The following is a 20,957-nucleotide window of genomic DNA, read 5'->3' as shown; positions in this document are numbered from 1 at the left end:
TCTTCGCTCCGTCGGCGTCCCGTGCGGACGGTAGCCTCAAGAGATACTGAGCCGATCGATTAGCGACGCCGACGTCGCTGCCGGTCCAGATGCAGGTCACGCGACCACGCTGACAAGCCCTCGTGAACCTGAAGATCGCCTGGCTCGGCAGAGGCTGCCGAAGCCGCGTGAAATCGTGATTCCGGTTCAAGCGGCTCCGGCGTCTTGCATCAGATCGTTCGACACGGACGACCTCTGGCGTTAACGAGGATGACGCGACGTCGCTGCAGATGCGGCATTGCTGATTTTCCCCCGTATCAAGCCTGCGCTACAATCGCCGCAATCCGGCGCCACCTGCGCCGTCAACGCATCGATTACGCCGCCATGTCCGACGCTCTCATCCGACCCCGCCTTGTCCTGATCACGACGCCGCTGCCCGACGGGGCCCCCGGCGAGGACGCGCTGCGCGCTGCCCTCTCGGGCGGCGATGTCGCTTCGGTGATCATCGACCCGGCAGGGCGCGACGAAGCGGCGTTCCAGCGCTTCGCCGAAGCTCTTGTGCCGATCGCCCAGGACGCAGGGGCGGCCGCCATTGTCGTCGACGATACGCGCTGTGCGGGACGGGTGAGGGCGGATGGTCTGCATGTTGCGAGCGGCACGGTCGAGGCGCTGCAGGATGCCATCGCCCGCTTCTCGCCCAAGCTCATCGTCGGCGGATCGGGCTTCGAGACACGCCACGAGGGTCTGGAGGCAGGCGAGTTCCTGCCGGACTACCTGATGTTCGGACGGCTCGGCGGCGATGCCGCCGAGGAGCCGCACGCCAAGAATCTCGAACTCGGCGAATGGTGGGCGGCCGTCGTCGAGATCCCATGCATCGTCATGGCCGGCGGCAACGTCGAATCGGCCAGAGCCGCAGCCGCGACCGGCGCCGAGTTCGTCGCCCTCTCATCGGCCGTGTTTGCAGAAGGGTCCGACACGGCCGCTCAGGTCGCGCGCGCCAATGCGATCTTCGACGAGATCGCGGAAGGCGTTGCCGCATGACACGCGCGCGCCTTGCCGTAGCCGCCGCCATTCTGATTCTCGGCGCGAGCGGGACCGGCCATGCCGCGCCTGACACCAAGGCGGATGCACTGGCGGCCGCCGCCGCGGTGAAGGCCGCGGCGCCGAAGCCGGCGCCGCCGAAAGCCGGCGCCGCGGCGGCCGCAAAGCCGCAGCAGGGTGCCGCACCGACGCAGAGCGACCTTGCCTATGGCGCGTTCCAGCGCGGCCTTTACCTGACCGCACTGCAGATCGCCCGCCCGCTCGGCAATCTCGGCGACCCCGCAGCTCAGACCCTTCTCGGCGAGATCTACTCGCGGGGCCTCGGCGTTCCGACCGACCTGAAGGAGGCGGCGCGCTGGTACCGGGCCGCTGCCGTCGCCGGCAGCGCCGAGGGGCAGTTCCGCTATGCGATGCTGCTGCTCGATGGAACTGTGGTCGAGCAGGATCTCGCCCAGGCGCGCGATCTCATGAAGGCGGCCGCCGATGCCGGCCTGCCGCTGGCGCAGTTCAACTACGGTCAGATGTTGATCCAGGCCTCGCCGGCGGGCGGGTTCGAAGAGGCGCGCAGCTATTTCGAGAAGGCTGCCAAGGCGGGCGTCGGCGACGCGCAATATGCGATGGCGCAGCTCTACATCTATGGGCGCGGCGTCAAGAAGACCGATCTGGCGGCGGCGCGAGAATGGCTGAAGACGGCAGCCAGCAACGGCTATGACACCGCGCAGATCGAATACGGTATCTGGCTGGTCAACGGGAAAGGCGGGCCGGCCAACGCGCAGGAGGGCTTCCTGTGGCTGAAGCGCGCCGCCGAGCGCGGCAATCCGATCGCGATCAACCGCGTCGCGCATCTCTACAAGGACGGCATCGGCACGGCGGCAGATCGCGGCCAGGCCGCCATGTGGTCGGTCCTGGCCAAGCGCGCCGACAACACCGATCCTACGCTGGACGACTTCTTCCGCGGCCTTGATGCAACGGCGCAGAAGGCCGCTCTTGAGGCAGCCAACCGCTTCCGCACGAGCTGAGCTGCCGCGGGCCGCGGCCAGCCCGAGGCTTGAACGGCACGGCTTTTTATGGTCTTGAGCAGCCGCATGCCGGGAAACGCGCGTCGGCTTCGTCGCTGCGGCCTCTGAGGTGCGATGCATCCGACGATCACCGCCTGCCCATGATGTCCGCGCGGACCGCGTCGCAGGCTGTCTGAACGAGCTTTCGAGATAAAGATGAAGATCAACGGCAACGAAATCCGTCCCGGCAACGTCATCGAGCACAATGGCGGCCTCTGGGCCGCGGTGAAGACGGCGCATGTCAAGCCCGGCAAGGGCGGCGCCTTCGCACAGGTCGAGCTTAAGAACCTGATCGACGGCACCAAGCTCAACGAGCGCTTCCGTGCGTCCGAGACCGTCGAGCGCATCCGCCTCGAGCAGAAGGACTATCAGTTCCTCTACGCCGAGGGCGAGATGCTGGTCTTCATGGATAGCGAGACCTACGAGCAGCTCGAGCTGCAGAAGGATTTCGTTGGCGACCGCGCTGCCTTCCTGCAGGATGGCATGACGGTGACGGTCGAGAGCCACGAGGAACGTCCGATCGGCATCTCTTTGCCGGACTATGTCACGCTGCAGATCGTCGAGGCCGATCCGGTGGTGAAGGGGCAGACGGCGGCATCCTCCTACAAGCCTGCCAAGATGGAAAACGGCATGCGCGTGATGGTGCCGCCCTTCATCGAGACCGGCGAGCGCATCATCGTCGATACCAACGAGATCACTTATGTCCGCCGCGCCGACTGAGCGCTGACGCCCGATCTCTCATAGGTGCCGGCCCTAAGCCGCCGGCGCCTTCGTGCGCCCGTGCGGCGCCACCGCTGAAAGCTCAAAGTCCATGGCTCGTTCCGCGCTTCTCAACGTGATGACGCAGGCCGCCCTGAAGGCCGGCCGCTCGCTGACGCGCGACTTCGGCGAGGTGCAGAACCTCCAGGTCTCCATGAAGGGACCGGCCGACTTCGTCTCCAACGCCGACCGGAGGGCGGAGGAGATCGTCTTCCAGGAGCTCTCGCGGGCCCGCCCGGACTGGGGCTTCCTGATGGAGGAACGTGGCGCCGTCGAGGGTCGCGATCCCCAGCATCGCTGGATCGTCGATCCGCTGGACGGCACCACCAACTTCCTGCACGGCATTCCGATCTTCGCCGTCTCGATCGCATTGGAGCGCGACGGGCAGATCGTCGCCGGTGTCGTCTTCAACCCGGCCGTCGACGAGCTCTACACCGCTGAAAAGGGTGGTGGCGCCTTCGTCAACGACCGCCGCATCCGCGTCGCGGCGCGCCAGAAGCTGCCGGAGGCCTTGATTGGCACGGGCATTCCCTTCCTCGGTCATGGCGATCATGCGCGCTTTCTCTATGAAGTGCGGCAGATCATGAACGAGACGGCCGGCATCCGCCGCATGGGCGCCGCCTCGCTCGATCTGGCCTACCTCGCCGCCGGCCGGCTGGACGCCTTCTGGGAGCGGGAGCTGCAGCCCTGGGACATTGCGGCCGGTGCGATTCTGGTGCGGGAGGCGGGCGGCTTCGTGACCGCGACGGATGGATCGCCCTTCGATCACATTCAGGGCGAGATCGTCTGCGGCAACGAGTTCATGCACAAGGCGATGCTGGACCAGTTGAAGAAGGCCGCTGCCAGCCGCCGCTCCGATCGGAGCTGATGCCGCGCCGCTGATCCCGGCATCTCATCCGCGGATCATCCTGCTGCGTTCGACGAAGCGCGCGGGCGTGCAGGCGCTGTGACAAGCCGCTGTTCTCCGGCGCTTGTAACCCGCGGGAACGCATTCACTGCGATAGCGATTTCGGCTTGCATGAGTCGGCTGAGCCCTGCAACTGTCTGAAAAGAACAGGCCGGCGCTCGCGGAGGCGCCGACAGCGGGAACTCGATCGCACGATGCAGGTCTTCACGAAGCCGAACGGCAAGACGACGAGGCCGGAAGGTTTCGAAACCGACAGCCTGTCGAGCCCGCTCGTCTTCCTGTGGTCGATGCTGGTGTTTCTGGCGCTGGCCGGATTTGTCGTCGCGATCCTGTGGCGTCAGATCACCGAAGCCTTCGTCACCAATCCCGGACTGAACGGGCTGATCGCCGGCGTCCTCGGCGTCGGCGTGCTCCTGGCGCTGCTGCAGGTCGTCCGGCTCAATCGTGAGGTGCGCTGGGTCAATGCCTTCCGCGAAGGCGCCGACGACTTCGAGACGATGTCGGATCCGGTGCTGCTGGCGCCGATGCGCGCCTTGATCGGGCGCCGCCGCTCGCTGGCGTTGTCCACGCCGTCCATGCGCTCCATCCTCGATTCGGTCGCCACGCGTCTCGACGAGGCGCGCGACATCGCCCGCTATCTCACCGGGCTCCTCGTCTTCCTTGGCCTTCTCGGCACCTTCTGGGGCCTGCTGCGCACCATCGGCTCGATCGGCGAGACGATCCAGGCGCTCGATCCTTCCGGCGGCGACACGTCGAGCATCCTCGACGCGCTGAAGGCGGGTTTGGCAGCCCCCTTGTCCGGCATGGGCACGGCCTTCTCGTCATCGCTGTTCGGCCTGTCGGGATCGCTGATCCTCGGCTTTCTCGATCTGCAGATCGGCCGGGCGCAGGGGCGCTTCTACAGCGAGCTGGAGAACTGGCTGTCCTCCATCACCGACGTCGGATCGGATCTCGTCCTGCCACCAAGCGCGGTCCCCGCCGGTGGCAACGGGACGGACGAGCTGCGGCTCCTGTCCGAGCGACTGAACCGCCTGGTGCAGGATCAGTCGGCCAGTCCGCGCAGCAGCGCCGCGATGGCCAATCTCGCGGAGAGCATCCAGGGTCTCGTCCAGCACATGCGCAGCGAGCAGCAGATGCTCCGCGATTTCGTCGAGACACAGGCGGGTGAACAGCACGAGTTGCGCAACGTCCTCGACCGGCTGACCAAGACCATCGCCGACGGGCGCGGCAGCAGCGGGTCGTAAGCCATGGCGCTGTCGAGAGGCCGGCGCTCGGAGCGCACGATCGACTACTGGCCGGGCTTCGTCGACGCGCTGTCGACGATCCTCCTTGCCATCATGTTCCTCCTCACGGTCTTCGTGCTGGCGCAGTTCCTGCTCAGCCGCGAACTGTCGGGCCGCGACGAGGTGCTCGACCGGCTGAACAGCCAGATCAACGAGCTGACCCAGCTGCTCGCGCTGGAGCGCACCTCGGGGCAGGATTATCAGGACCAGATTGCCAGCCTGCAAGCGTCCCTGGCCTCCGCCGAGGATCAGCGTACGCGGCTGCAGCGTGCGCTCGACACCGGCAGCGGTTCTGCCGCGGCGGCGAATGCGCAGGTCGGCCAGCTGCAGGGCGAATTGACGGACCAGCGGCAGATCTCGCAGCGGGCGCAGTCGCAGGTGGAGCTTCTGAACCAGCAGCTGTCCGCGCTGCGCCAGCAGATCGCCGCGCTGGAAAGCGCTCTCGACGTCTCGGAGAACCGCGACAAGGAGAGCCAGACGCGCATCGCCGATCTCGGCCGCCGGCTCAACGTCGCTCTGGCGCAGCGTGTGCAGGAGCTGGCGCGCTATCGCTCCGACTTTTTCGGGCGCCTGCGTGAGATCCTCTCCGATCGGGAAAACATCCGCATCGTCGGCGACCGCTTCGTCTTCCAGTCCGAGGTGCTGTTCCCCTCGGGCTCCGACGTCCTTCAGGCGGCGGGGCAGGACGAGATGGTCAAGCTCGCCGACGCCGTGAAGGCGCTCGCCCGCGAGATCCCCTCCGACATCAACTGGATCATCCGCGTCGATGGCCACACCGACAATGTGCCGATCTCCAGCGGGCGCTATGCCGACAACTGGCAGCTCTCGACCGATCGCGCCGCTGCGGTGGTCAAGTTCCTGATCGCGCAAGGGGTGCCGGCCGACCGGCTCGCTGCGGCGGGCTTCGGCGAGTACCAGCCGCTCGATCCGGCCAACACGCCGGAGGCCCGCGCTCGCAACCGCCGCATCGAGCTGAAGCTGACGGAGCGGTAGCAGCGCGGCAGCCGGGGTAGCTGCGGCTTCCTCCTTAAGGACCGGCGTGCAGGCTGCTGATGGCAGTGCCGGACAGACCTCTCAGCCCAGCAGCGCCAGGACCACGCCGGCCGCAGCCGCGAAGGCCACCACGATCCAGGGCGGCGCCTTCCACACGACAAGCGCGACGAAACAGGCGAGCGCCACTGCAAGGTCGCGCAGGTCTCCGATCGCGCTGGTGAAGACCGGCGAATAGAGCGCAGCTCCCAATATGCCGACGACCGCGGCATTGGCGCCTCGCATCAGGGCTTGCGCGGTTGTCCCGCTGCGAAACCGGTTCCAGAACGGCAGGACGCCGATGAGCACGAGGAAGCCCGGCAGGAAGATCGCCGCCAGGGCCATTGCCGCGCCCGCAGCACCGCCGGGTGGGATGATCGCCCCGAGATAGGCCGCGAAGGTGAACAGCGGCCCTGGGACAGCCTGCGCCGCGCCATATCCCGCAAGGAAGGCGTCGGAGCTGATCCAGCCGCTCTGCACCACCTCGGCATCGAGAAGCGGCAGCACGACATGCCCGCCACCGAAGACCAGCGCGCCTGCCCGAAAGAAGCTATCGATGAGGGCGAGCGTCTGCGACTGCGGCGCCAGAAGCGGCAGGAGGCCGAGCAGAACGAAGAGGAGGATCAGAGCGAGGACGGCACCTGTCCGAGAAATCGGCACGTCGAAAGGGGCTGCGGGTTGGGTCTCTGCGCCGCGGCAGAAGACCAATCCAAGGGCGGCGCCAAGAAGAATGGCGCCGATCATCCCGATCGAGCCCGGCAGGGCGGCGAGAACCGCAACCGCCGTGACCGCGATGCCGGCTCGCGCTTGGTCGGGGCACAGCGACCGCGCCATGCCCCATACGGCCTGCGCCACGATGGCGACGGCGACGATCTTCAACCCGTGCAGCGCGCCGCCGGCGAGAGGTCCCTCGACGGCCGCCGCCGCCATGGCGAAGGCCAGCATGATCAGCGCCGACGGCAGGGTGAAACCGATGAAGGCCGCGATGGCGCCCGTCCATCCCGCACGCATCATGCCGAGCGCAAAGCCGGTCTGACTCGACGCTGGCCCGGGCAGGAACTGGCAGAGCGCCACGAGATCGGCATAGGCGCGGTCATCCAGCCATTGCTGCCGCACGACAAGCTCCTCCCGGAAGTAGCCGAGATGCGCGATCGGGCCGCCGAAGGAGGTGAGGCCGAGCTTGAGGAAGGTGGCGAAGACTTCGCCCGCGCGACCCCGGCGAGGCTCAGCCTGCGAACTCACAACCTGATCTGCCACCGCTGTCGCCCCTGTCTTCTCACCAACCCTGAGATCCTCCATGCGACAATCCCGTGACACGCTGGTGACGACGTCGCACCTCAGGGCTTGGCCGTTCGGTCCGCCGGGCCCCGCGATCAGCCTCCCCCGCGATCGCAACATACCGACCCGGATCGCCGGCCTCCACCGCCCGCCGCGGCTAGAGTTGCCTGAGGCGCGGAATGCCAGGATCAAGACCGGCGCAGCATTGAGCAGGTATCCGTAATCCGGTAGCGTTGATATCAACCAAGACGGAGGGGCTGCGATGCGCGTGATGGTTATGGTGAAGGCGACCGAGGCGAGCGAGGCCGGCACTATGCCGTCGACGGCGGACTTCGAAGCGATGGGGCGCTTCAACGAGGAGCTTGCGGCCGCTGGTATCATCCTAGCGGGGGAGGGGCTGCATCCGAGCTCGAAGGGCAAACGCGTCGTGTTCGACGGGTCGAGCCGCACCGAAGTCGACGGGCCATTTTTGGCAACGAACGAGCTCGTCGCCGGCTTCTGGCTCTGGCAGGTGAAGGATATGGCCGAGGCGGTCGAGTGGGTGAAGCGCTGCCCCAATCCGATGCCGACCCGCAGCGAGATCGAGATCCGCCCGCTCTTCGAGGCCGCCGACTTCGGTGAGGCGTTTACACCGGAACTCGCCGAGCGGGAGGACAGCCTGCGTCAGACGCTCGGCGCCGGCTGACAGGTGCCTTCGTCGCCTGCGATGGGGACTATTGCGGAACATCGCGATCGGCCGGCCTGACGATGACGGCTTCCTCTTCGTCGATCAGCAGGAGTCGCGGCGGAACAGAAAGTCCGAGGCTGGCCGAGATGTCCTCTTCCTGTTCCGCCAAGTGCCGGGCGGCAAGCGCGAGGCGTGAACGGACGCGCGGCTGCAGGGCAGCGAAGCGACGTTCTGTGTAGCGGCGGGTGAGAAGCCTGTCGAAGATCGGCATCGGTCACGACCCGGTCTGATGGAACGGGAGAAGGGCGAAGGCGACGGCCTGAAGAAGCAGCGACGCCAGGATCAGGCGCAGCGCCCAGGTGCGGCACCGCGAACTGATCGCATTACCCTGCAGGTATTGCTCGTAGGCGACGGCATAGCTGGCGGCGAGAACGCCCCGCAGCCGCTCTTCCTCGGCCTCAGCTGTTTCGGTGCCGAGATCGACGATGTCGGTCAGTCGCGGCGGCTCATGATAAACGAAGAGCCACTCCGACTTCACGACCTGGTATGCTGAGCTGAACAGTGCCAGGACCGCGGCCGAGCCCAGCGCGAGAATGGCCAAGGTGATGCCGTCGCGCCAGCGTGAGGCGTCGACTGCCGCCGACAGCGTGCTGAGCGCGAAAACGGCAAAGGAGATCGCTGCAACCGGCGTGCTGAGGCTGCTGCGGATCGACTCGCGGCGCTCCCGCTCCCCGAAGAACAACTGCCGCGTATGCTCCAGGTGAAGTGTAGTGATCGTGCGCAAGCGGAATGCCCTTGAAGCGATCCGCCGCCGGGGCGGATAAATCCTCTACGATCGGCCCTGACGATCGGCCACCTCGTCCCGACCGGCCGAGACTGCGAACCAGTTCCTCCGGAACTAGGGTGCCCTGAGCCGGATATACCGCCCCGCCAGGCTGTGCGTTCCGACGCGGCGCCCTCGGTGAAGCCGGTCAGTATTCGAGCCCGCTCGCTGGGAACGAGCTGCATCCGGGATGCGTTGCCTGTCCGATCGTTCGTCAGGCACATAAGTGCTATGAGACTAAAGCGGCAGGTTGCCGGGCGGCCATGGCGCGGGCGCTTCGGGACGGCCAATGCGCCGTGGTGCCGTGGCGACTACTCCGCCGCGGCACCTTCGTAGAGGCCGGCGCTGCCGGCTTCGAACTGCAGCCGCGCCAGCTTGGCATAGAGGCCGCCACGGGTGATCAGGCTCTGGTGCGTGCCTTCTTCGACGATCCGGCCTCCATCCATCACGAGGATGCGGTCAGCCTTCAGGACGGTCGCAAGACGATGCGCAATGACGATCGTCGTGCGCCCGCGCATCAGCTGTTCCAGAGCCTTCTGCACCAGCACCTCGCTTTCGGCGTCGAGCGCTGACGTCGCCTCGTCCAGGAGGAGGATCGGCGCGTCACGCAGGATGGCGCGGGCAATCGCGATGCGCTGGCGCTGGCCGCCCGACAGCGTGATGCCGCGCTCGCCGATCTCCGTCTCGTAGCCTTTCTCCATGGCTTCGATGAAGCCGCTGGCAAGCGCAGCCTGTGCCGCCGCCTCGATCCGAACATCGGAAGCGGAAGGATCGCCGAAGCCGATATTCTCGGCCGCTGTCGCGGCAAAGATGGTGACGTCCTGCGGCACCAGTGCCAGCCGGTCGCGCAGCACCCGCAGATCGGCCTCGCGAACGTCGACGCCGTCGATCAGGACGCGGCCCGAGACGGCGTCGTAGAAGCGCTCGATCAGGGCGAAGACGGTCGACTTGCCAGCACCGGATGGGCCGACAAGCGCCACCGTCTCGCCCGGCTGCACTTCGAATGAGAGGCCCTCGACGGTCGGTCGGTCGCGCCGTGTCGGATAGGCGAAGGAGACGTTCTCGAAGCGGACGGAGCCGCGCGACGGCGTCGGCAGCGGCACTGGCACCGCGGGGCTGTCGACGGTCGGTACTTCCGCGAGAAGCTCGGTCAGCCGCTCGGCGGCACCGGCGGCCTGCGCCAGCTCGCCCCAGACTTCCGACAGCGAGCCGAGCGCGCCGGCGGCAAAGACGGAATAGAGCAGGAACTGACCGAGCGTACCCGGCGACATGGTACCGGCGATCACCTGCTGTGCACCCACCCAGAGCACCGCGACGATGGAGGTGAAGATCAGGAAGATCGCGAAAGCTGTCAGGAAGGCGCGCGCCGTTACCGAGGAGCGTGCGGCCCCGAAGGCAGTGTCCACGGCGCGCGAGAAGCGGCCGCTCGCCGTGCCCTCGCTGGTAAACGCCTGGACGGTGCGCATCGCGCCGATCGCCTCGCTGGCATAGGCGGTTGCCTCGGCGAGGGTGTCCTGCGCCAGGCGCGAACGCTTGCGCACGGAGCGGCCGAAGGCGATCAGCGGCAGCACGATCACCGGGATCGCGCCGATGACGATCAGCGAAAGCTGCGGGCTGGTCACCGCCATCATCGCAATGGCGCCGATGAAGAGGATGGCGTTGCGCAGCGCGACGGAGGTCGTCGCACCCACCGCAGACTTGATCTGCGTCGTGTCGGCCGTCAGACGCGAGACGATCTCGCCGGACAGCGCCTTGTCGTAGAAGGCGGCGGACAGGCGGGTGATGTGCTCGAAGACGTCCTTGCGCAGATCCGCGACCACGCGCTCCCCGAGGGTGATGACGAAGTAGTAGCGGCCGGCGCTGGCGAGGGCGAGAACCGCCGCCAGTGCGATCAGCATCATGAAATAGGCGTCGATGAACCCGGAATCGGAATTCTGGAAGCCGTGGTCGATGACGCGGCGAACCGCGATCGGCAAGGCCAGCGTCGCGACGGCAGCGATAGCGAGCGACACGGCAGCGCCGACCAGAAGTCCCTTATAGCGCGCCATGTAGGGATTGAGCCGGGCCAGCGGCTTCAGATCGCGCTGCCGGCGCTCGGCCGGGGCGCGTTCTGCTTTCGGTTTACGCACGTCCTGAACTCGCCGCTCTCGCACTTGTGCCTGTTTGGGCCCTCATGTATAGGCTCACCCCTGAATTTGAAAGCCAAAGCGCTTTCCGGCTCCTCAGACATCGATGCTGGCGCCCGCGGGTCTTTCCCGGTTGCCGCAGGCTTGGGCAGACGGTGCGACGGCATTGAACAGGACCAAGGCGATGAAGAACGGCATCCATCCGGACTACCACACGATCACCGTCGTGATGACGAACGGCACCGAGTACCAGACCCGCTCGACCTGGGGCGGCGAGGGCGACAAGATGAACCTCGACATCGACCCGACCAGCCATCCGGCCTGGACCGGCGGCAACCAGCAGCTGCTCGACCGCGGCGGCCGCGTGTCGCGCTTCAAGAAGCGTTACGAAGGCCTCGGCATCTAAGACGGCTTGCGCGGCCGGCTGTTCCGGCGGTCGCATCTACTCAAGCAAAGGCCCGGCTGCTCGCGCGCCGGGCCTTTGTCGTTTCCAACGTCCTGGACGACTGGATAGTCGGCGGTCGCCGGCGCCAACGTGGCAAGAGGCCTGCCCAACGAAAAAGGCCCGGCGCTTTGATTGCGCCAGGCCTCGAATGTCGTTCCCGAATGTTGCGCTTTAGCGCAGGAAGGCGGTCTTCAGAAGGTTGATCTGCTCGCCGACGGGATTGCCGATCTCCTCCGCCGCCGCGCCGGCGCCGCCATAGATCTCGCGGTCGAGCATGGCGATGCGGCGCTCGAGCTTCAGCGCGCGCTCCACCAGTGAGCGGAAGGCTGCCGGCAGGTCGCCGAATTGCGGCGACTCGCGGCCCGTGCCGAGCCCTTCGAGCCGGACCTTCACCTTCTCGGCTTCCACCTGCGCGCGCGACATGTCGCCCTGGTTGGCGGCGCGCTGCAGCAGCAGCCAGGAGGCGACCTGCATCAGACGCGTCGTCAGGCGCATCGATTCCGCGGCGTAGAGCGTCGCCGCAGGCTTCGACAGCGCCTTGGCCGCCGTGCGTCCTTCGCCGTCGAGATAGAGCGCCGTCTCGTCGACCAGCGCCATACCCTCGTTGAACAGCGGCTGGAACGAGCGCGAGAAGGCGAGGTGCTCGGCGAGGCGGATGGTGCGGTCGTCGTCCATCAGAGTCGGAATCTGCGTGGTCATGGGGTGGCGGCAACTCTCGAAAGCACGAACAGTGCCGCAGCCGGCATGCGCCAGCCTTTCGCACCTGTGAAGCGTCCGGCGACCCTGCTTGGAGACGGGCTCTTTGGCAAGCCGCTGCGAAGAGCGTGGTTAACGCGCGTTAGCCCTGTTTCGTTCAGGCAACGCCTGCGATTTCAACGCGCAAAAAAAAAGAGCCGCAGCGGGGCGGCTCTCAGGAGTTTCAACAGGGAGGCGTCAAACGACGCGGCCAGCGCGCCATCTATCCGGCGAACCGGACTGACTGCAGTTAAACACCGTAAAGCTTGACGGAGGATTAATGCGGGTTCGTTTTCTTAAGTCTTGGCGCTACCTCTCGCCGCAGCAAAGCATGTGGATGAGGTTCAACTGATATGGCCGAGACGATGACGGCAGTCCTGGTGGATGGCTTCGGCGGGCCGGAGGTGCTGGTGCCGGGCGAGCGTTCGAGGCCGGAACCCGCGGCGGGCGAGGTGCTGATCGAGGTTCATGCCGCCGGGGTGAACCGGCCGGACATCCTGCAGCGCAAGGGCGCCTATCCCCCGCCGCCGGGGGCGCCGGACTGGCCGGGACTGGAGGTCGCGGGGCGCGTCGTCCGCTGCGGCGATGGGGTGGCGCGGTTCTCGCCGGGCGATGCCGTGATGGCGCTGCTGCCGGGCGGCGGTTATGCCGAGTATGCCGTGGCCGACGAAGGCAGCGTCCTGCCTGTTCCAGCTGGCATCTCGATGGCGGCGGCGGCGGCAATACCGGAAACCTTCTTCACCGTCTGGCAGAACGTCTTTCAGCGCGCCGGCCTGAAGGCAGGCGAGAACTTCCTCGTCCATGGCGGCACCTCCGGTATAGGCACGACGGCGATCCAGCTGGCGAGCGCCTTCGGCGCCAAGGTGTTCGCAACCGCCGGCAGCGCCGACAAATGCGCGGCGGCCGAAAGGCTCGGCGCCGAGCTCTGCGTCGATTATCGCAAGGGCGACTTCGTCGAAGCGTTGCGCGCCAGAACGGACGGCCGGGGTGTCGACGTCATCCTCGACATGGTCGGCGGCGACTACGTCAACCGCAACCTCGATGTCGCCGCCGAAGACGCGCGCATCGTGCAGATCGCCTTCCTGCGCGGCCGCACTGCCGAGATCGACCTCAACCATGTCATGCGCAAGCGCCTGACGCTCACCGGCTCGACACTGCGCAACCGGTCCGCCGCCTTCAAGCGCGGCATTGCCGAGGCGCTCGTCGAAAATGTCTGGCCGCTGCTGGAGGCCGGCCGCGTGCGCCCGCTGATCGAGGCGACCTATCGGCTGGAGGAGGCGGCCGAGGCGCATCGGCACATGGACGAGGACCACGTCGGCAAGATCGTCCTGACGACGCAGGCCGGCCGTGCGGCGGCTTGAGCGGAGGTCAGGTGACGTGACGGTCCGCCGTGTCGAAAAGCCTGTGGTGACGCGTCGGCATTTCTTGCGGAAAGGGCCGTCAGCGCCTATAACTACAGGTACTTTCCAAGACATGTGGTGAACATCCACAGCTTGTCCGGTTCCGGGCAGGTGACCAGGAGGACCGTATCCATGGCCCAGCAGCTTCTGATGCCGAAGGCGACTGCCGTCTGGCTCGTCGACAACACGTCGCTGTCCTTCGAGCAGATCGCCGATTTCTGCACGCTCCACCCGCTGGAGGTGAAGGCCATCGCAGACGGCGAATCGGCGCAGGGCATCAAGGGCCTTGATCCCGTCATGACGGGCCAGCTCAGCCGCGAAGAGATCGAGCGCGCCGAGAGGGACGAGAAGCACCGGCTGAAGCTCGCGCCGCCGAAGGTCCGCGTCCCCGAGGCCAAGCGCAAGGGGCCGCGCTATACGCCGGTGTCCAAGCGCCAGGATCGGCCGAACGCCATCCTCTGGCTGGTGCGCAATCACGCCGAGCTGAAGGACGCGCAGATTTCACGCCTCGTCGGCACGACCAAGAACACCATCCAGCAGATCCGCGAGCGCAGCCACTGGAACTCGGCCAATCTGACGCCGATGGATCCGGTGACGCTCGGCCTCTGCTCGCAGATCGATCTCGATCTCGAGGTGGAGAAGGCCTCGCGCGGCCTGCCGCGGACGGAGGAGCTGGAGGAGGAGGAGCGTCTCCTGTCGGCAGCGCAGACGCAGAATTACCGGCCGAGCTCTTCGTCCGACGAGGACGAGCTGGACGCCGCCGCCGTCTTCGCCAAGCTCACCTCCATGCGCCGCACCGAGACCGACGAGGAGGACGAGGATCAGCTCTGATCCTCGTTTGCTGACGATCGAACGCGTAAGGGAGCGCCGGTGGGCCGGCCGCTCCTGATGCGCTGAAGAAGAAGGCCTGGTGGGTGCCGGGCGGCTGTCACCAGCTGGGCTTGACCCGGCGGCTTCGAACTTCGGCGCTCGGCAGCTCGCATGACCGCTGCGAGCCATCCTGCCTCTCGGCGATCAGGCTTTACCGGCGCGGCCACAGTGCAGCCGCCTTACGACGGCCGCACCTTTGAACGAGTTGGCGTTCAGTGCCACTCCCGAATGTCGACAAAGCGGCCGGCAATCGCCGCCGCCGCTGCCATGGCCGGTGACACGAGGTGCGTGCGCCCCTTGTAGCCCTGCCGACCCTCGAAGTTGCGGTTCGAGGTCGAGGCGCAGCGCTCCAGCGGATTCAGCCGGTCCTCGTTCATGCCGAGGCACATCGAGCAGCCCGGTTCCCGCCAGTCGAAGCCGGCGTCGCGGAAGATCACATCCAGCCCTTCCGCTTCCGCCTGCGCCTTCACCAGACCCGATCCCGGCACGATCATCGCCGAAACGCCGTCGGCGACCCTGCGGCCCTCGACGACCTTGGCAACCGCCCGCAGATCCTCGATGCGGCCATTGGTGCAGGAGCCGATGAAGATGCGGTCGAGCGTGATGTCGGTGATCGGCGTGCCGGGCTGCAGGCCCATATAATCGAGCGCGCGCGCCTTTGACTGGCGCTTGTTCTCGTCCGGAATGGTGGCCGGATCCGGCACCACGCCGTTGATCCCGACGACGTCCTCGGGCGAGGAGCCCCAGGAGACGATGGGCGGCAGGTTGGCCGCATCGAGCCGCACGATCTTGTCATAATGCGCCCCGGGGTCGGAGGCGAGCGTACGCCAGTAAGCGACCGCCTTCTCGAACATCTCGCCCTTCGGCGCGCGCGGCTTGTCGCGCAGGTAATCGAAGGTGACGTCGTCCGGCGCGATCAGGCCGGCCCGGGCGCCGCCCTCGATCGACATGTTGCAGATCGTCATCCGCCCTTCCATGGAGAGCGAGCGGATCGCCTCGCCGGCATATTCGATGACGTGGCCGGTGCCGCCGGCTGTGCCGATCTCGCCGATAATGGCGAGAATGATGTCCTTGGCGGTGACGCCGAAGGGCAGCTGGCCATTGACCTCGACCAGCATGTTCTTGGCCTTGGCCTGGATCAGCGTCTGCGTGGCGAGCACATGCTCGACTTCCGACGTGCCGATGCCGTGCGCCAGCGCCCCGAAGGCGCCGTGCGTCGAGGTGTGGCTGTCGCCGCAGACGATCGTCGTACCTGGCAGGGTGAAGCCCTGCTCAGGCCCGATGATGTGGACGATGCCCTGGCGGCGGTCGACCTCGTTGAAATACTCGACGCCGAACTCGGCCGCGTTGCGGGCCAGCGTTTCCACCTGCAGCCGGCTCTCCGGATCGCGGATGCCGTTGCGCCGGTCACTGGTCGGCACATTGTGGTCGACGGCGGCGAGCGTGCGCTCAGGGTGGCGGACCTTGCGGCCGGCCATCCGCAGTCCCTCGAAGGCCTGAGGGCTGGTCACCTCATGGACGAGGTGACGATCGATATAGAGGAGGGCGCTGCCGCCTTCCTGCTGCTCGACGACGTGGTCGTCCCAGATCTTGTCGTAGAGGGTACGCGGCTTGTTGCTCTCTGTCATGGCTTGGCTTCCACTGCCGGCGGCAAGGCCTCGAAGGGGCTCGATCCGTACGGTCGCGATCGGGGTCGGAAAATGGCGGCTGCGATAGGGAGCGCTAGCGGCCGTCGGCGACGAGAAGACGATAGAAGAAGCGACCAGGCATCCGCCAACGATCGCCCACCGGCGAGAAGCCGAGGGTGGTCGGCAGGCGCGACCCGGACGTGATCGTCGGCAAGGCTGGCATGGTTCTAATGAGATAGCCGAGCCAAGTGGTCAGTGCAAGACGATCGCCCATCGCGAACGTCTTGGCCGCCGAGGTCTGCCGCTCATGCCATCCTGCGTGCGGGACGACTGAGGCCCAGAACGCAGAAAAGCGGCCGAAGCCGCTTTTCCGTTGGATAAGGAAGCGTGCGGCCGAAGCTTACTCGGCAGCCTGCGTGGCGCTGGCCTCGGCGGCAGCAGCCTTGTCGGCAGCGGCCTTGGCGCGCTCGTCGGCGGCGACCTGACGGGCGTCGTCGTTCAGCTTGCGGGCGCGGGCATTGGTGGCCTCGACGATACGGGCCGACTTGCCGCGGCGATCGCGCAGATAATAGAGCTTGGCGCGGCGGACACGGCCGCGGCGCACGACCTCGACCGAGTCGAGCATCGGCGAATAGATCGGGAAGACGCGCTCGACGCCCTCGCCATAGGAGATCTTGCGAACCGTGAAGTTCTCCTGGAAGCCCGAGCCGGAGCGGGCGATGCAGACGCCCTCATAGGCCTGCACGCGGGTGCGGGTGCCTTCCACGACGCGCACGTTCACGCGCAGCGTGTCGCCCGGCGAGAAGGTCGGGATGGTACGCACTGCATCGATGCGAGCGGCCTCGGCGGCCTCGATCTCGGAGATGATATCCATGTCATAGCCTCAATTCGTTTCATGCCGGTTAGACCCCGGACATGGCCGTCGTGACGGTCAAGTTATTCTGAGGAAATCGCGCTGGCACATACACTGCATGCTCCGGCTTGTCGAGTGCCGGTGATCCCAAGCGCCGCGCTTGATCTGCACCCCTTGCAGCCGCGACGCCAACATGGCGTTGCGGCCGGCTCGCCCGCCGCCTATGCGTGTCGGGTTGCAGTTCCCGGCGGTCCCCCATGTCGTTTGTCGAAGTCTTTCTCCTGTTTCTCGCAGGCTTTGTTTCGGGCGCCATCAATGCCGTTGCCGGCGGCGGCACCTTCATTACCTTCGGCGCCTTCACCCTCATCGGCATCGGGCCGATCTCGGCCAATGCCACCTCTTCGATCGCGCAGTTCCCCGGCTATATCACCTCGACCCTCGCCTATCGCAGGGATCTCGTCCGCATCTGGCGCGAGGTGCTCGTCCTCGCCGCTGCGTCGATCGCAGGCTCGCTCGTCGGGGCGCTGATTCTGCTGGCGCTGGACAACCCGTCTTTTGCGGCGCTCGTTCCCTGGCTGCTGCTGGCCGCGACCGCTCTCTTCGCCGCTGGTCCGTGGCTGCGCCCGAGCCCGCGCGAGGCAGCGGAGGCTGCAAGAGGGCACCGAGTTATCGGCCCCATCGTTCAGTTCCTGGCGTCGATCTATGGCGGCTTCTTTGGCGCCGGCATGGGAATCATGATGCTCGCGACGCTCGGCCTCACCGAAAGCGGCGACTATCATCGGCTGAACGCGCTGAAGAACCTTCTCGCGACGGTGATCGCCGTGATCGCAATCGTCGTCTTCGTATCCGGCGGGGTCGTTGCCTGGCCGGCCGCGCTGGTGATGATCCCGGGAGTTGCACTCGGCGGCTATTCCGGAGTGTGGATCGCCAAGCGGGTGCCGCAGATGGCCGTCCGCCTCTTCGTCATCGCCATCGGCCTCGGGCTGGCAGCCTACTACTTCTACGTGGCCTGACGTGACGGGAGAGCGCAGAAAGCCCATCTGCTCACGGGTGAGGCAGGAACCAACCCCATATCCAACAGTTGAGGGGAGACACTACATCCTTTGGAGGTTCCCACGATGGGCCGCGGCATTCTTCTCTGGCTTCTGGGGGTTCCGATCCCCGTAATCATCCTTCTCGCATTGTTCTTCCGCTGAGGAGCGCGCCCGTGCCCCTTGCTCCAACGCCGGTGGTTGACGCCGACGCATCGGCCTCCGCCGTCTCCTGGGGAGCGATCATCGCCGGCGCCGTCGCTGCGGCGGTGATCTCGCTGGTGCTCATGCTGGTCGGCTCCGGCCTCGGCATGACGATGGTATCCCCTTTCTCCAATGAGGGCGTCAGCGCCACCACCTTCGCCGTCTCAGGAATCATCTGGCTGGTGATCGTGCAGTGGCTGTCCTCCGGTCTCGGCGGCTATCTCACCGGACGTCTGCGGACGCGCTGGGCCGCGACCCATAGCGACGAGGTCTACTTCCGTGACAGCGCCCATGGCTTCCTCGCCTGGGCTCTGGCGACGATCCTTGTTGCGGGACTTCTGTCGTCTGCCGTCAGTTCCATCGTGGGCGGTGGCGTCAGCGCTGTGTCCAACGTCGCGGCCGGTGCTGCGCAGGGCGGCGTCCAGGCTGCCGGCGAGCAGGCGGGCAATGCAGGTGGCGGCAGCGATCCGACCGGCTATTTCGTCGACACGCTGTTTCGCACCGATGCCGCGGCTCCGGCCGCTGCCCCGGGCGCATCTGCTACGGGCACGACCGACTACCGCGGCGAGGCCACGCGCATCCTCGCCCGCAGCGCGGTGACGGGTGAACTGCCCGATGCCGACAAGGCCTATCTCGCGACGCTCGTCGCCCGTGAGACCGGCCAGCCGCAGGACCAGGCACAGGCACGGGTCGATCAGGTCATCGCCTCGGTCGACGCAGCCAAGCAGGAAGCCAAGGAAGCTGCCGATACGGCGCGTTCGGCTACGGCGACGCTGTCGCTTCTGACGGCTCTGTCGCTGGTCATCGGTGCCTTCATCGCCGGTGTCGCTGCGATCTTCGGCGGGCGCGAGCGCGACGACGAGCGGGTCGTCCTGCGCTCCTGAAGTGGCTGGCTGGTAGACGTTAGTCCGTCGCTCACTCCGGGCAGATCGACATCCAGGACCTGTCGCCCGGACGCAGCCGGTTCATCGAGCCTCCGCGGTCATCCGCGGGGGCTCCACGGCATCGGGCGCCACGTATTCGGAGACGGGCGGGAAGCGGTTCGCGCCGCGCAAGTCCAAAGGTCGGTGATCGCAAAGGCTCGCCTATCGGTAATCTGCCCATCGTCGAAAGCTGCCTCTCGGTGCTGCGAATTGTCACGCATTGAGAGGACCTGCCGGAGCACAATCCCGGCAGCGGAAGGGGATGCATCGTTGTTTCGGCCTCTGGTGCCACGCGGGCGGCCGCCCACGTCTCCGTGATCCAGCTACGCGAAATCCACCGCGCGTTCTGTGCCGCCTCAAACAAGAGGATGAGCCGATGTACAACCGTTACATGCCGAACGAAGCCGCATGCCCAGTCAACCTCGAGCTCCTCGGGCTCCTCCTTCGCTCGGCCGAAGAGCGTGTGGTCGAGATCGTCGACGAGCAGGATCCGAAGCAACGTGCCCGCCTGGCAGTCTTCTGCTTCCAACGCGCGCATATGCGCGACATGGCCGTTCTGGTCGCCAGCCGGTGCGATGAACGAACCCTTCGGCAGGCCGACGCGACGATCGGCGAGATGCTGATCGAACAGGTTCAGGAGCGCGCTTCCAAAGCGAAGGTCAGCAAGTCGCGCATCACGCTGGCGCGGGCCGCCTGACGGCGCTTGGCTCCACAGCCCGTCCGCCCGCCACGAGTCGATTTCGGCTCGTGCTTGCGCCTGAAAGAGCCGATCAGACACCGGTCGGCACGGACTTTGATCATGCTATAGCTGCCCTCGGCATTACACGAGGTCGGATCCAGTGAGCAGCATTCCCCGTCGAACTCACACGATCCTGGTGACCGACGTTCATGTTGGCGGAGACGTGCATCAGATCATTCTGGGAGGCATCGCACCGATCCCTGGACTGACGGTGCTCGAGAAGCGTGACTATCTGCGCGATCACGCCGACGAACTCCGCCAGGTCGTTCTCGGCGAGCCACGCGGAGGCCATCCGTCACTCTTCGCCGACCTGGCCATCCCGCCGGTCGATCCGCGGGCCGCGGCCGCCTTCATCATCATGGAATTCCTGGGCTATCCGCTCTTCAGCGGGTCCAACACGATGGCGACGGCGATAGCCCTCATCGAGGAGGGTGTTCTGCAGGCGCCTGCCGGCAAGTCGAGCCTTGTGCTGGAGAGCCCCGGCGGCCTCGTGAATGTGGAGGTCGACGTCGAGCCCGATGGAAAGGTCTCGTCGGTGACCTTCAAGCCCGACGATACGGCATGTGTCATCAAGAAGGGGGCTCTCGTCGAGGTCGATGGCCGCGGCCGTGTCCGCTACGACCTTGTATGGGCTGGATGCTGGTACGCTGTCGTTGCGGCGGAAGACTGCGGTCTGGCAATGATGCGCAATGAGGAGGCTGCGCAGGGTCAACTCGCCTTCGAGATCATGGAAGCGCTCGCTCGCGAGCCCAACCCCGTCCATCCCGTTCTCGGCGAGCAGGGACGGATTGCCCTCGTCCTTTTCGCCGCAGCGCCCTATCGGGGATCCGACGGCCGCCTCAGGCGCCGGATTTCGCCAGTCGTGCACCCTCGCTCGGTGTCGCGCTGTCCTGCAGGAACGGGGACGACGGCAGCCGTTGCCCAGCTCGTCGCTGACGGCGCAATGGCGCTTGATGAGGATATCACCACGATCAGTTGCTGGGATACCCAGTTCGAGGCGTCCTGTTGCGAAAACCCCGACGACTATGGGGTGAGAGTCGCCGTGACCGGCCACGGATGGGTGATTGCGAGGAAAGAACTGATCCTGGATGCAACGGACCCGTTGACCCCTACGGGTGCCTTGAGAGCGCTCCTGGATCACTAGCTCCAAGGCAGTACGGCATCCCTCGTCGGCGGGCA

At 66.5% G+C, this 20,957-nt stretch carries 22 protein-coding genes; 14 read left to right on the top strand and 8 right to left on the bottom strand.

Going from position 1 to position 20,957, the window contains the following annotated elements; translation table 11 throughout:
• The first annotated feature begins 363 nt into the window (after nt 1-363).
• The 6 genes from C0R46_RS18560 to C0R46_RS18535 all read left to right on the top strand — a co-directional run bounded on the left by C0R46_RS18560 (nt 364) and on the right by C0R46_RS18535 (nt 6,020).
• Nucleotides 364-1,020, top strand: coding sequence for a thiamine phosphate synthase (locus tag C0R46_RS18560; RefSeq protein ID WP_102961164.1), 657 nt, complete (start codon nt 364-366; stop codon nt 1,018-1,020).
• Entirely contained in the window at nt 1,017-2,039 is a 1,023-nt protein-coding gene (locus C0R46_RS18555; RefSeq protein WP_102961163.1) for a tetratricopeptide repeat protein, read from the top strand. The genes C0R46_RS18560 and C0R46_RS18555 overlap by 4 nt, the downstream gene beginning before the upstream one ends.
• 195 nt (nt 2,040-2,234) lie before the next feature.
• Entirely contained in the window at nt 2,235-2,798 is a 564-nt protein-coding gene (gene efp / locus C0R46_RS18550) for an elongation factor P (RefSeq protein ID WP_102961162.1), read from the top strand.
• Between the two features lie 91 nt (nt 2,799-2,889).
• Nucleotides 2,890-3,705, top strand: a complete 816-nt coding sequence (locus C0R46_RS18545; protein ID WP_102961161.1) for an inositol monophosphatase family protein — start codon at nt 2,890-2,892, stop codon at nt 3,703-3,705.
• Nucleotides 3,706-3,938: 233 nt separating this feature from the next.
• Nucleotides 3,939-4,988: a MotA/TolQ/ExbB proton channel family protein gene (locus tag C0R46_RS18540; protein WP_102961160.1), complete on the top strand. Its 1,050-nt coding sequence runs from the start codon at nt 3,939-3,941 to the stop codon at nt 4,986-4,988.
• Between the two features lie 3 nt (nt 4,989-4,991).
• On the top strand, nt 4,992-6,020 hold the full coding sequence (locus tag C0R46_RS18535; protein WP_102961159.1) for a peptidoglycan -binding protein: 1,029 nt from the start codon (nt 4,992-4,994) through the stop codon (nt 6,018-6,020).
• An 81-nt stretch (nt 6,021-6,101) separates the two neighbouring features.
• Here the strand turns inward: C0R46_RS18535 and chrA are convergent, their stop codons facing one another.
• On the bottom strand, nt 6,102-7,355 hold the full coding sequence (gene chrA / locus C0R46_RS18530) for a chromate efflux transporter (protein WP_102961158.1): 1,254 nt from the start codon (nt 7,353-7,355) through the stop codon (nt 6,102-6,104).
• A 241-nt stretch (nt 7,356-7,596) separates the two neighbouring features.
• Here chrA and C0R46_RS18525 point away from each other — a divergent pair, with 241 nt between their 5' ends.
• Nucleotides 7,597-8,019 (top strand): YciI family protein, encoded by a 423-nt coding sequence (locus C0R46_RS18525; protein ID WP_102961157.1) that lies wholly within the window; start codon nt 7,597-7,599, stop codon nt 8,017-8,019.
• Between the two features lie 28 nt (nt 8,020-8,047).
• On the opposite strand, the gene C0R46_RS18520 is transcribed toward C0R46_RS18525, so the two are convergent.
• The 3 genes from C0R46_RS18520 to C0R46_RS18510 form a co-directional block, all read right to left on the bottom strand.
• Nucleotides 8,048-8,272, bottom strand: a complete 225-nt coding sequence (locus tag C0R46_RS18520) for a hypothetical protein (RefSeq protein WP_102961156.1) — start codon at nt 8,270-8,272, stop codon at nt 8,048-8,050.
• 3 nt (nt 8,273-8,275) lie between these two features.
• Entirely contained in the window at nt 8,276-8,785 is a 510-nt protein-coding gene (locus C0R46_RS18515) for a hypothetical protein (protein WP_102961155.1), read from the bottom strand.
• Between the two features lie 350 nt (nt 8,786-9,135).
• Nucleotides 9,136-10,953: an ABC transporter transmembrane domain-containing protein gene (locus C0R46_RS18510; RefSeq protein WP_245413673.1), complete on the bottom strand. Its 1,818-nt coding sequence runs from the start codon at nt 10,951-10,953 to the stop codon at nt 9,136-9,138.
• A gap of 181 nt (nt 10,954-11,134) precedes the next feature.
• Between C0R46_RS18510 and rpmE the strand changes: the two genes are divergently transcribed.
• On the top strand, nt 11,135-11,356 hold the full coding sequence (gene rpmE, locus C0R46_RS18505) for a 50S ribosomal protein L31 (protein ID WP_102961154.1): 222 nt from the start codon (nt 11,135-11,137) through the stop codon (nt 11,354-11,356).
• A gap of 210 nt (nt 11,357-11,566) precedes the next feature.
• On the opposite strand, the gene rcdA is transcribed toward rpmE, so the two are convergent.
• Nucleotides 11,567-12,094, bottom strand: a complete 528-nt coding sequence (rcdA, locus tag C0R46_RS18500) for a protease adaptor protein RcdA (RefSeq protein ID WP_102961153.1) — start codon at nt 12,092-12,094, stop codon at nt 11,567-11,569.
• Between the two features lie 389 nt (nt 12,095-12,483).
• On the opposite strand from rcdA, the gene C0R46_RS18495 reads away from it, so the two are divergent.
• The gene (locus tag C0R46_RS18495) at nt 12,484-13,491 is read left to right on the top strand and encodes an NAD(P)H-quinone oxidoreductase (protein WP_102961152.1); all 1,008 of its coding nucleotides are present in this window, start codon (nt 12,484-12,486) and stop codon (nt 13,489-13,491) included.
• A 171-nt stretch (nt 13,492-13,662) separates the two neighbouring features.
• Nucleotides 13,663-14,361, top strand: a complete 699-nt coding sequence (locus tag C0R46_RS18490; RefSeq protein ID WP_102961151.1) for a DUF1013 domain-containing protein — start codon at nt 13,663-13,665, stop codon at nt 14,359-14,361.
• 251 nt (nt 14,362-14,612) lie between these two features.
• Here C0R46_RS18490 and leuC read toward each other — a convergent pair whose 3' ends face one another.
• The 3 genes from leuC to rplS form a co-directional block, all read right to left on the bottom strand.
• Nucleotides 14,613-16,028, bottom strand: coding sequence for a 3-isopropylmalate dehydratase large subunit (gene leuC, locus C0R46_RS18485; protein ID WP_102961150.1), 1,416 nt, complete (start codon nt 16,026-16,028; stop codon nt 14,613-14,615).
• Nucleotides 16,029-16,122: 94 nt separating this feature from the next.
• On the bottom strand, nt 16,123-16,302 hold the full coding sequence (locus C0R46_RS18480; RefSeq protein ID WP_102961149.1) for a hypothetical protein: 180 nt from the start codon (nt 16,300-16,302) through the stop codon (nt 16,123-16,125).
• Nucleotides 16,303-16,428: 126 nt separating this feature from the next.
• Nucleotides 16,429-16,902 carry a 50S ribosomal protein L19 gene (gene rplS, locus C0R46_RS18475; protein WP_102961148.1) on the bottom strand — a complete coding sequence of 158 codons (474 nt, stop codon included), beginning with the start codon at nt 16,900-16,902 and terminating at the stop codon, nt 16,429-16,431.
• 236 nt (nt 16,903-17,138) lie between these two features.
• On the opposite strand from rplS, the gene C0R46_RS18470 reads away from it, so the two are divergent.
• From C0R46_RS18470 to C0R46_RS18455, 4 genes are all read left to right on the top strand, one after another.
• Nucleotides 17,139-17,894 carry a sulfite exporter TauE/SafE family protein gene (locus tag C0R46_RS18470; RefSeq protein ID WP_102961147.1) on the top strand — a complete coding sequence of 252 codons (756 nt, stop codon included), beginning with the start codon at nt 17,139-17,141 and terminating at the stop codon, nt 17,892-17,894.
• Between the two features lie 194 nt (nt 17,895-18,088).
• Entirely contained in the window at nt 18,089-19,000 is a 912-nt protein-coding gene (locus tag C0R46_RS18465) for a hypothetical protein (protein ID WP_102961146.1), read from the top strand.
• 430 nt (nt 19,001-19,430) lie between these two features.
• The gene (locus C0R46_RS18460; RefSeq protein WP_157944688.1) at nt 19,431-19,736 is read left to right on the top strand and encodes a hypothetical protein; all 306 of its coding nucleotides are present in this window, start codon (nt 19,431-19,433) and stop codon (nt 19,734-19,736) included.
• 142 nt (nt 19,737-19,878) lie between these two features.
• The gene (locus C0R46_RS18455; protein ID WP_102961144.1) at nt 19,879-20,922 is read left to right on the top strand and encodes a proline racemase family protein; all 1,044 of its coding nucleotides are present in this window, start codon (nt 19,879-19,881) and stop codon (nt 20,920-20,922) included.
• Nucleotides 20,923-20,957: the final 35 nt, after the last annotated feature.

It is taken from the genome of Mangrovicella endophytica, assembly GCF_002893625.1.
Classification (GTDB): domain Bacteria; phylum Pseudomonadota; class Alphaproteobacteria; order Rhizobiales; family Rhizobiaceae; genus Mangrovicella; species Mangrovicella endophytica.
This window is presented reverse-complemented; position numbering and strand designations above follow the sequence as displayed.

Excerpts from the sequence above, each read along its gene's own strand:
- C0R46_RS18560 (WP_102961164.1), top strand. The coding sequence starts at position 364 with ATGTCCGACGCTCTCATCCGACCCCGCCTTGTCCTGATCACGACGCCG.
- chrA (WP_102961158.1), bottom strand. The coding sequence starts at position 7,355 with ATGGAGGATCTCAGGGTTGGTGAGAAGACAGGGGCGACAGCGGTGGCA.
- C0R46_RS18470 (WP_102961147.1), top strand. The coding sequence starts at position 17,139 with ATGTCGTTTGTCGAAGTCTTTCTCCTGTTTCTCGCAGGCTTTGTTTCG.
- C0R46_RS18555 (WP_102961163.1), top strand. The coding sequence starts at position 1,017 with ATGACACGCGCGCGCCTTGCCGTAGCCGCCGCCATTCTGATTCTCGGC.
- rcdA (WP_102961153.1), bottom strand. The coding sequence starts at position 12,094 with ATGACCACGCAGATTCCGACTCTGATGGACGACGACCGCACCATCCGC.
- C0R46_RS18480 (WP_102961149.1), bottom strand. The coding sequence starts at position 16,302 with ATGGGCGATCGTCTTGCACTGACCACTTGGCTCGGCTATCTCATTAGA.
- leuC (WP_102961150.1), bottom strand. The coding sequence starts at position 16,028 with ATGACAGAGAGCAACAAGCCGCGTACCCTCTACGACAAGATCTGGGAC.
- C0R46_RS18525 (WP_102961157.1), top strand. The coding sequence starts at position 7,597 with ATGCGCGTGATGGTTATGGTGAAGGCGACCGAGGCGAGCGAGGCCGGC.
- C0R46_RS18460 (WP_157944688.1), top strand. The coding sequence starts at position 19,431 with ATGCCGAACGAAGCCGCATGCCCAGTCAACCTCGAGCTCCTCGGGCTC.
- C0R46_RS18540 (WP_102961160.1), top strand. The coding sequence starts at position 3,939 with ATGCAGGTCTTCACGAAGCCGAACGGCAAGACGACGAGGCCGGAAGGT.
- C0R46_RS18490 (WP_102961151.1), top strand. The coding sequence starts at position 13,663 with ATGGCCCAGCAGCTTCTGATGCCGAAGGCGACTGCCGTCTGGCTCGTC.
- C0R46_RS18545 (WP_102961161.1), top strand. The coding sequence starts at position 2,890 with ATGGCTCGTTCCGCGCTTCTCAACGTGATGACGCAGGCCGCCCTGAAG.
- efp (WP_102961162.1), top strand. The coding sequence starts at position 2,235 with ATGAAGATCAACGGCAACGAAATCCGTCCCGGCAACGTCATCGAGCAC.
- rpmE (WP_102961154.1), top strand. The coding sequence starts at position 11,135 with ATGAAGAACGGCATCCATCCGGACTACCACACGATCACCGTCGTGATG.
- C0R46_RS18495 (WP_102961152.1), top strand. The coding sequence starts at position 12,484 with ATGGCCGAGACGATGACGGCAGTCCTGGTGGATGGCTTCGGCGGGCCG.
- C0R46_RS18520 (WP_102961156.1), bottom strand. The coding sequence starts at position 8,272 with ATGCCGATCTTCGACAGGCTTCTCACCCGCCGCTACACAGAACGTCGC.
- C0R46_RS18535 (WP_102961159.1), top strand. The coding sequence starts at position 4,992 with ATGGCGCTGTCGAGAGGCCGGCGCTCGGAGCGCACGATCGACTACTGG.
- rplS (WP_102961148.1), bottom strand. The coding sequence starts at position 16,902 with ATGGATATCATCTCCGAGATCGAGGCCGCCGAGGCCGCTCGCATCGAT.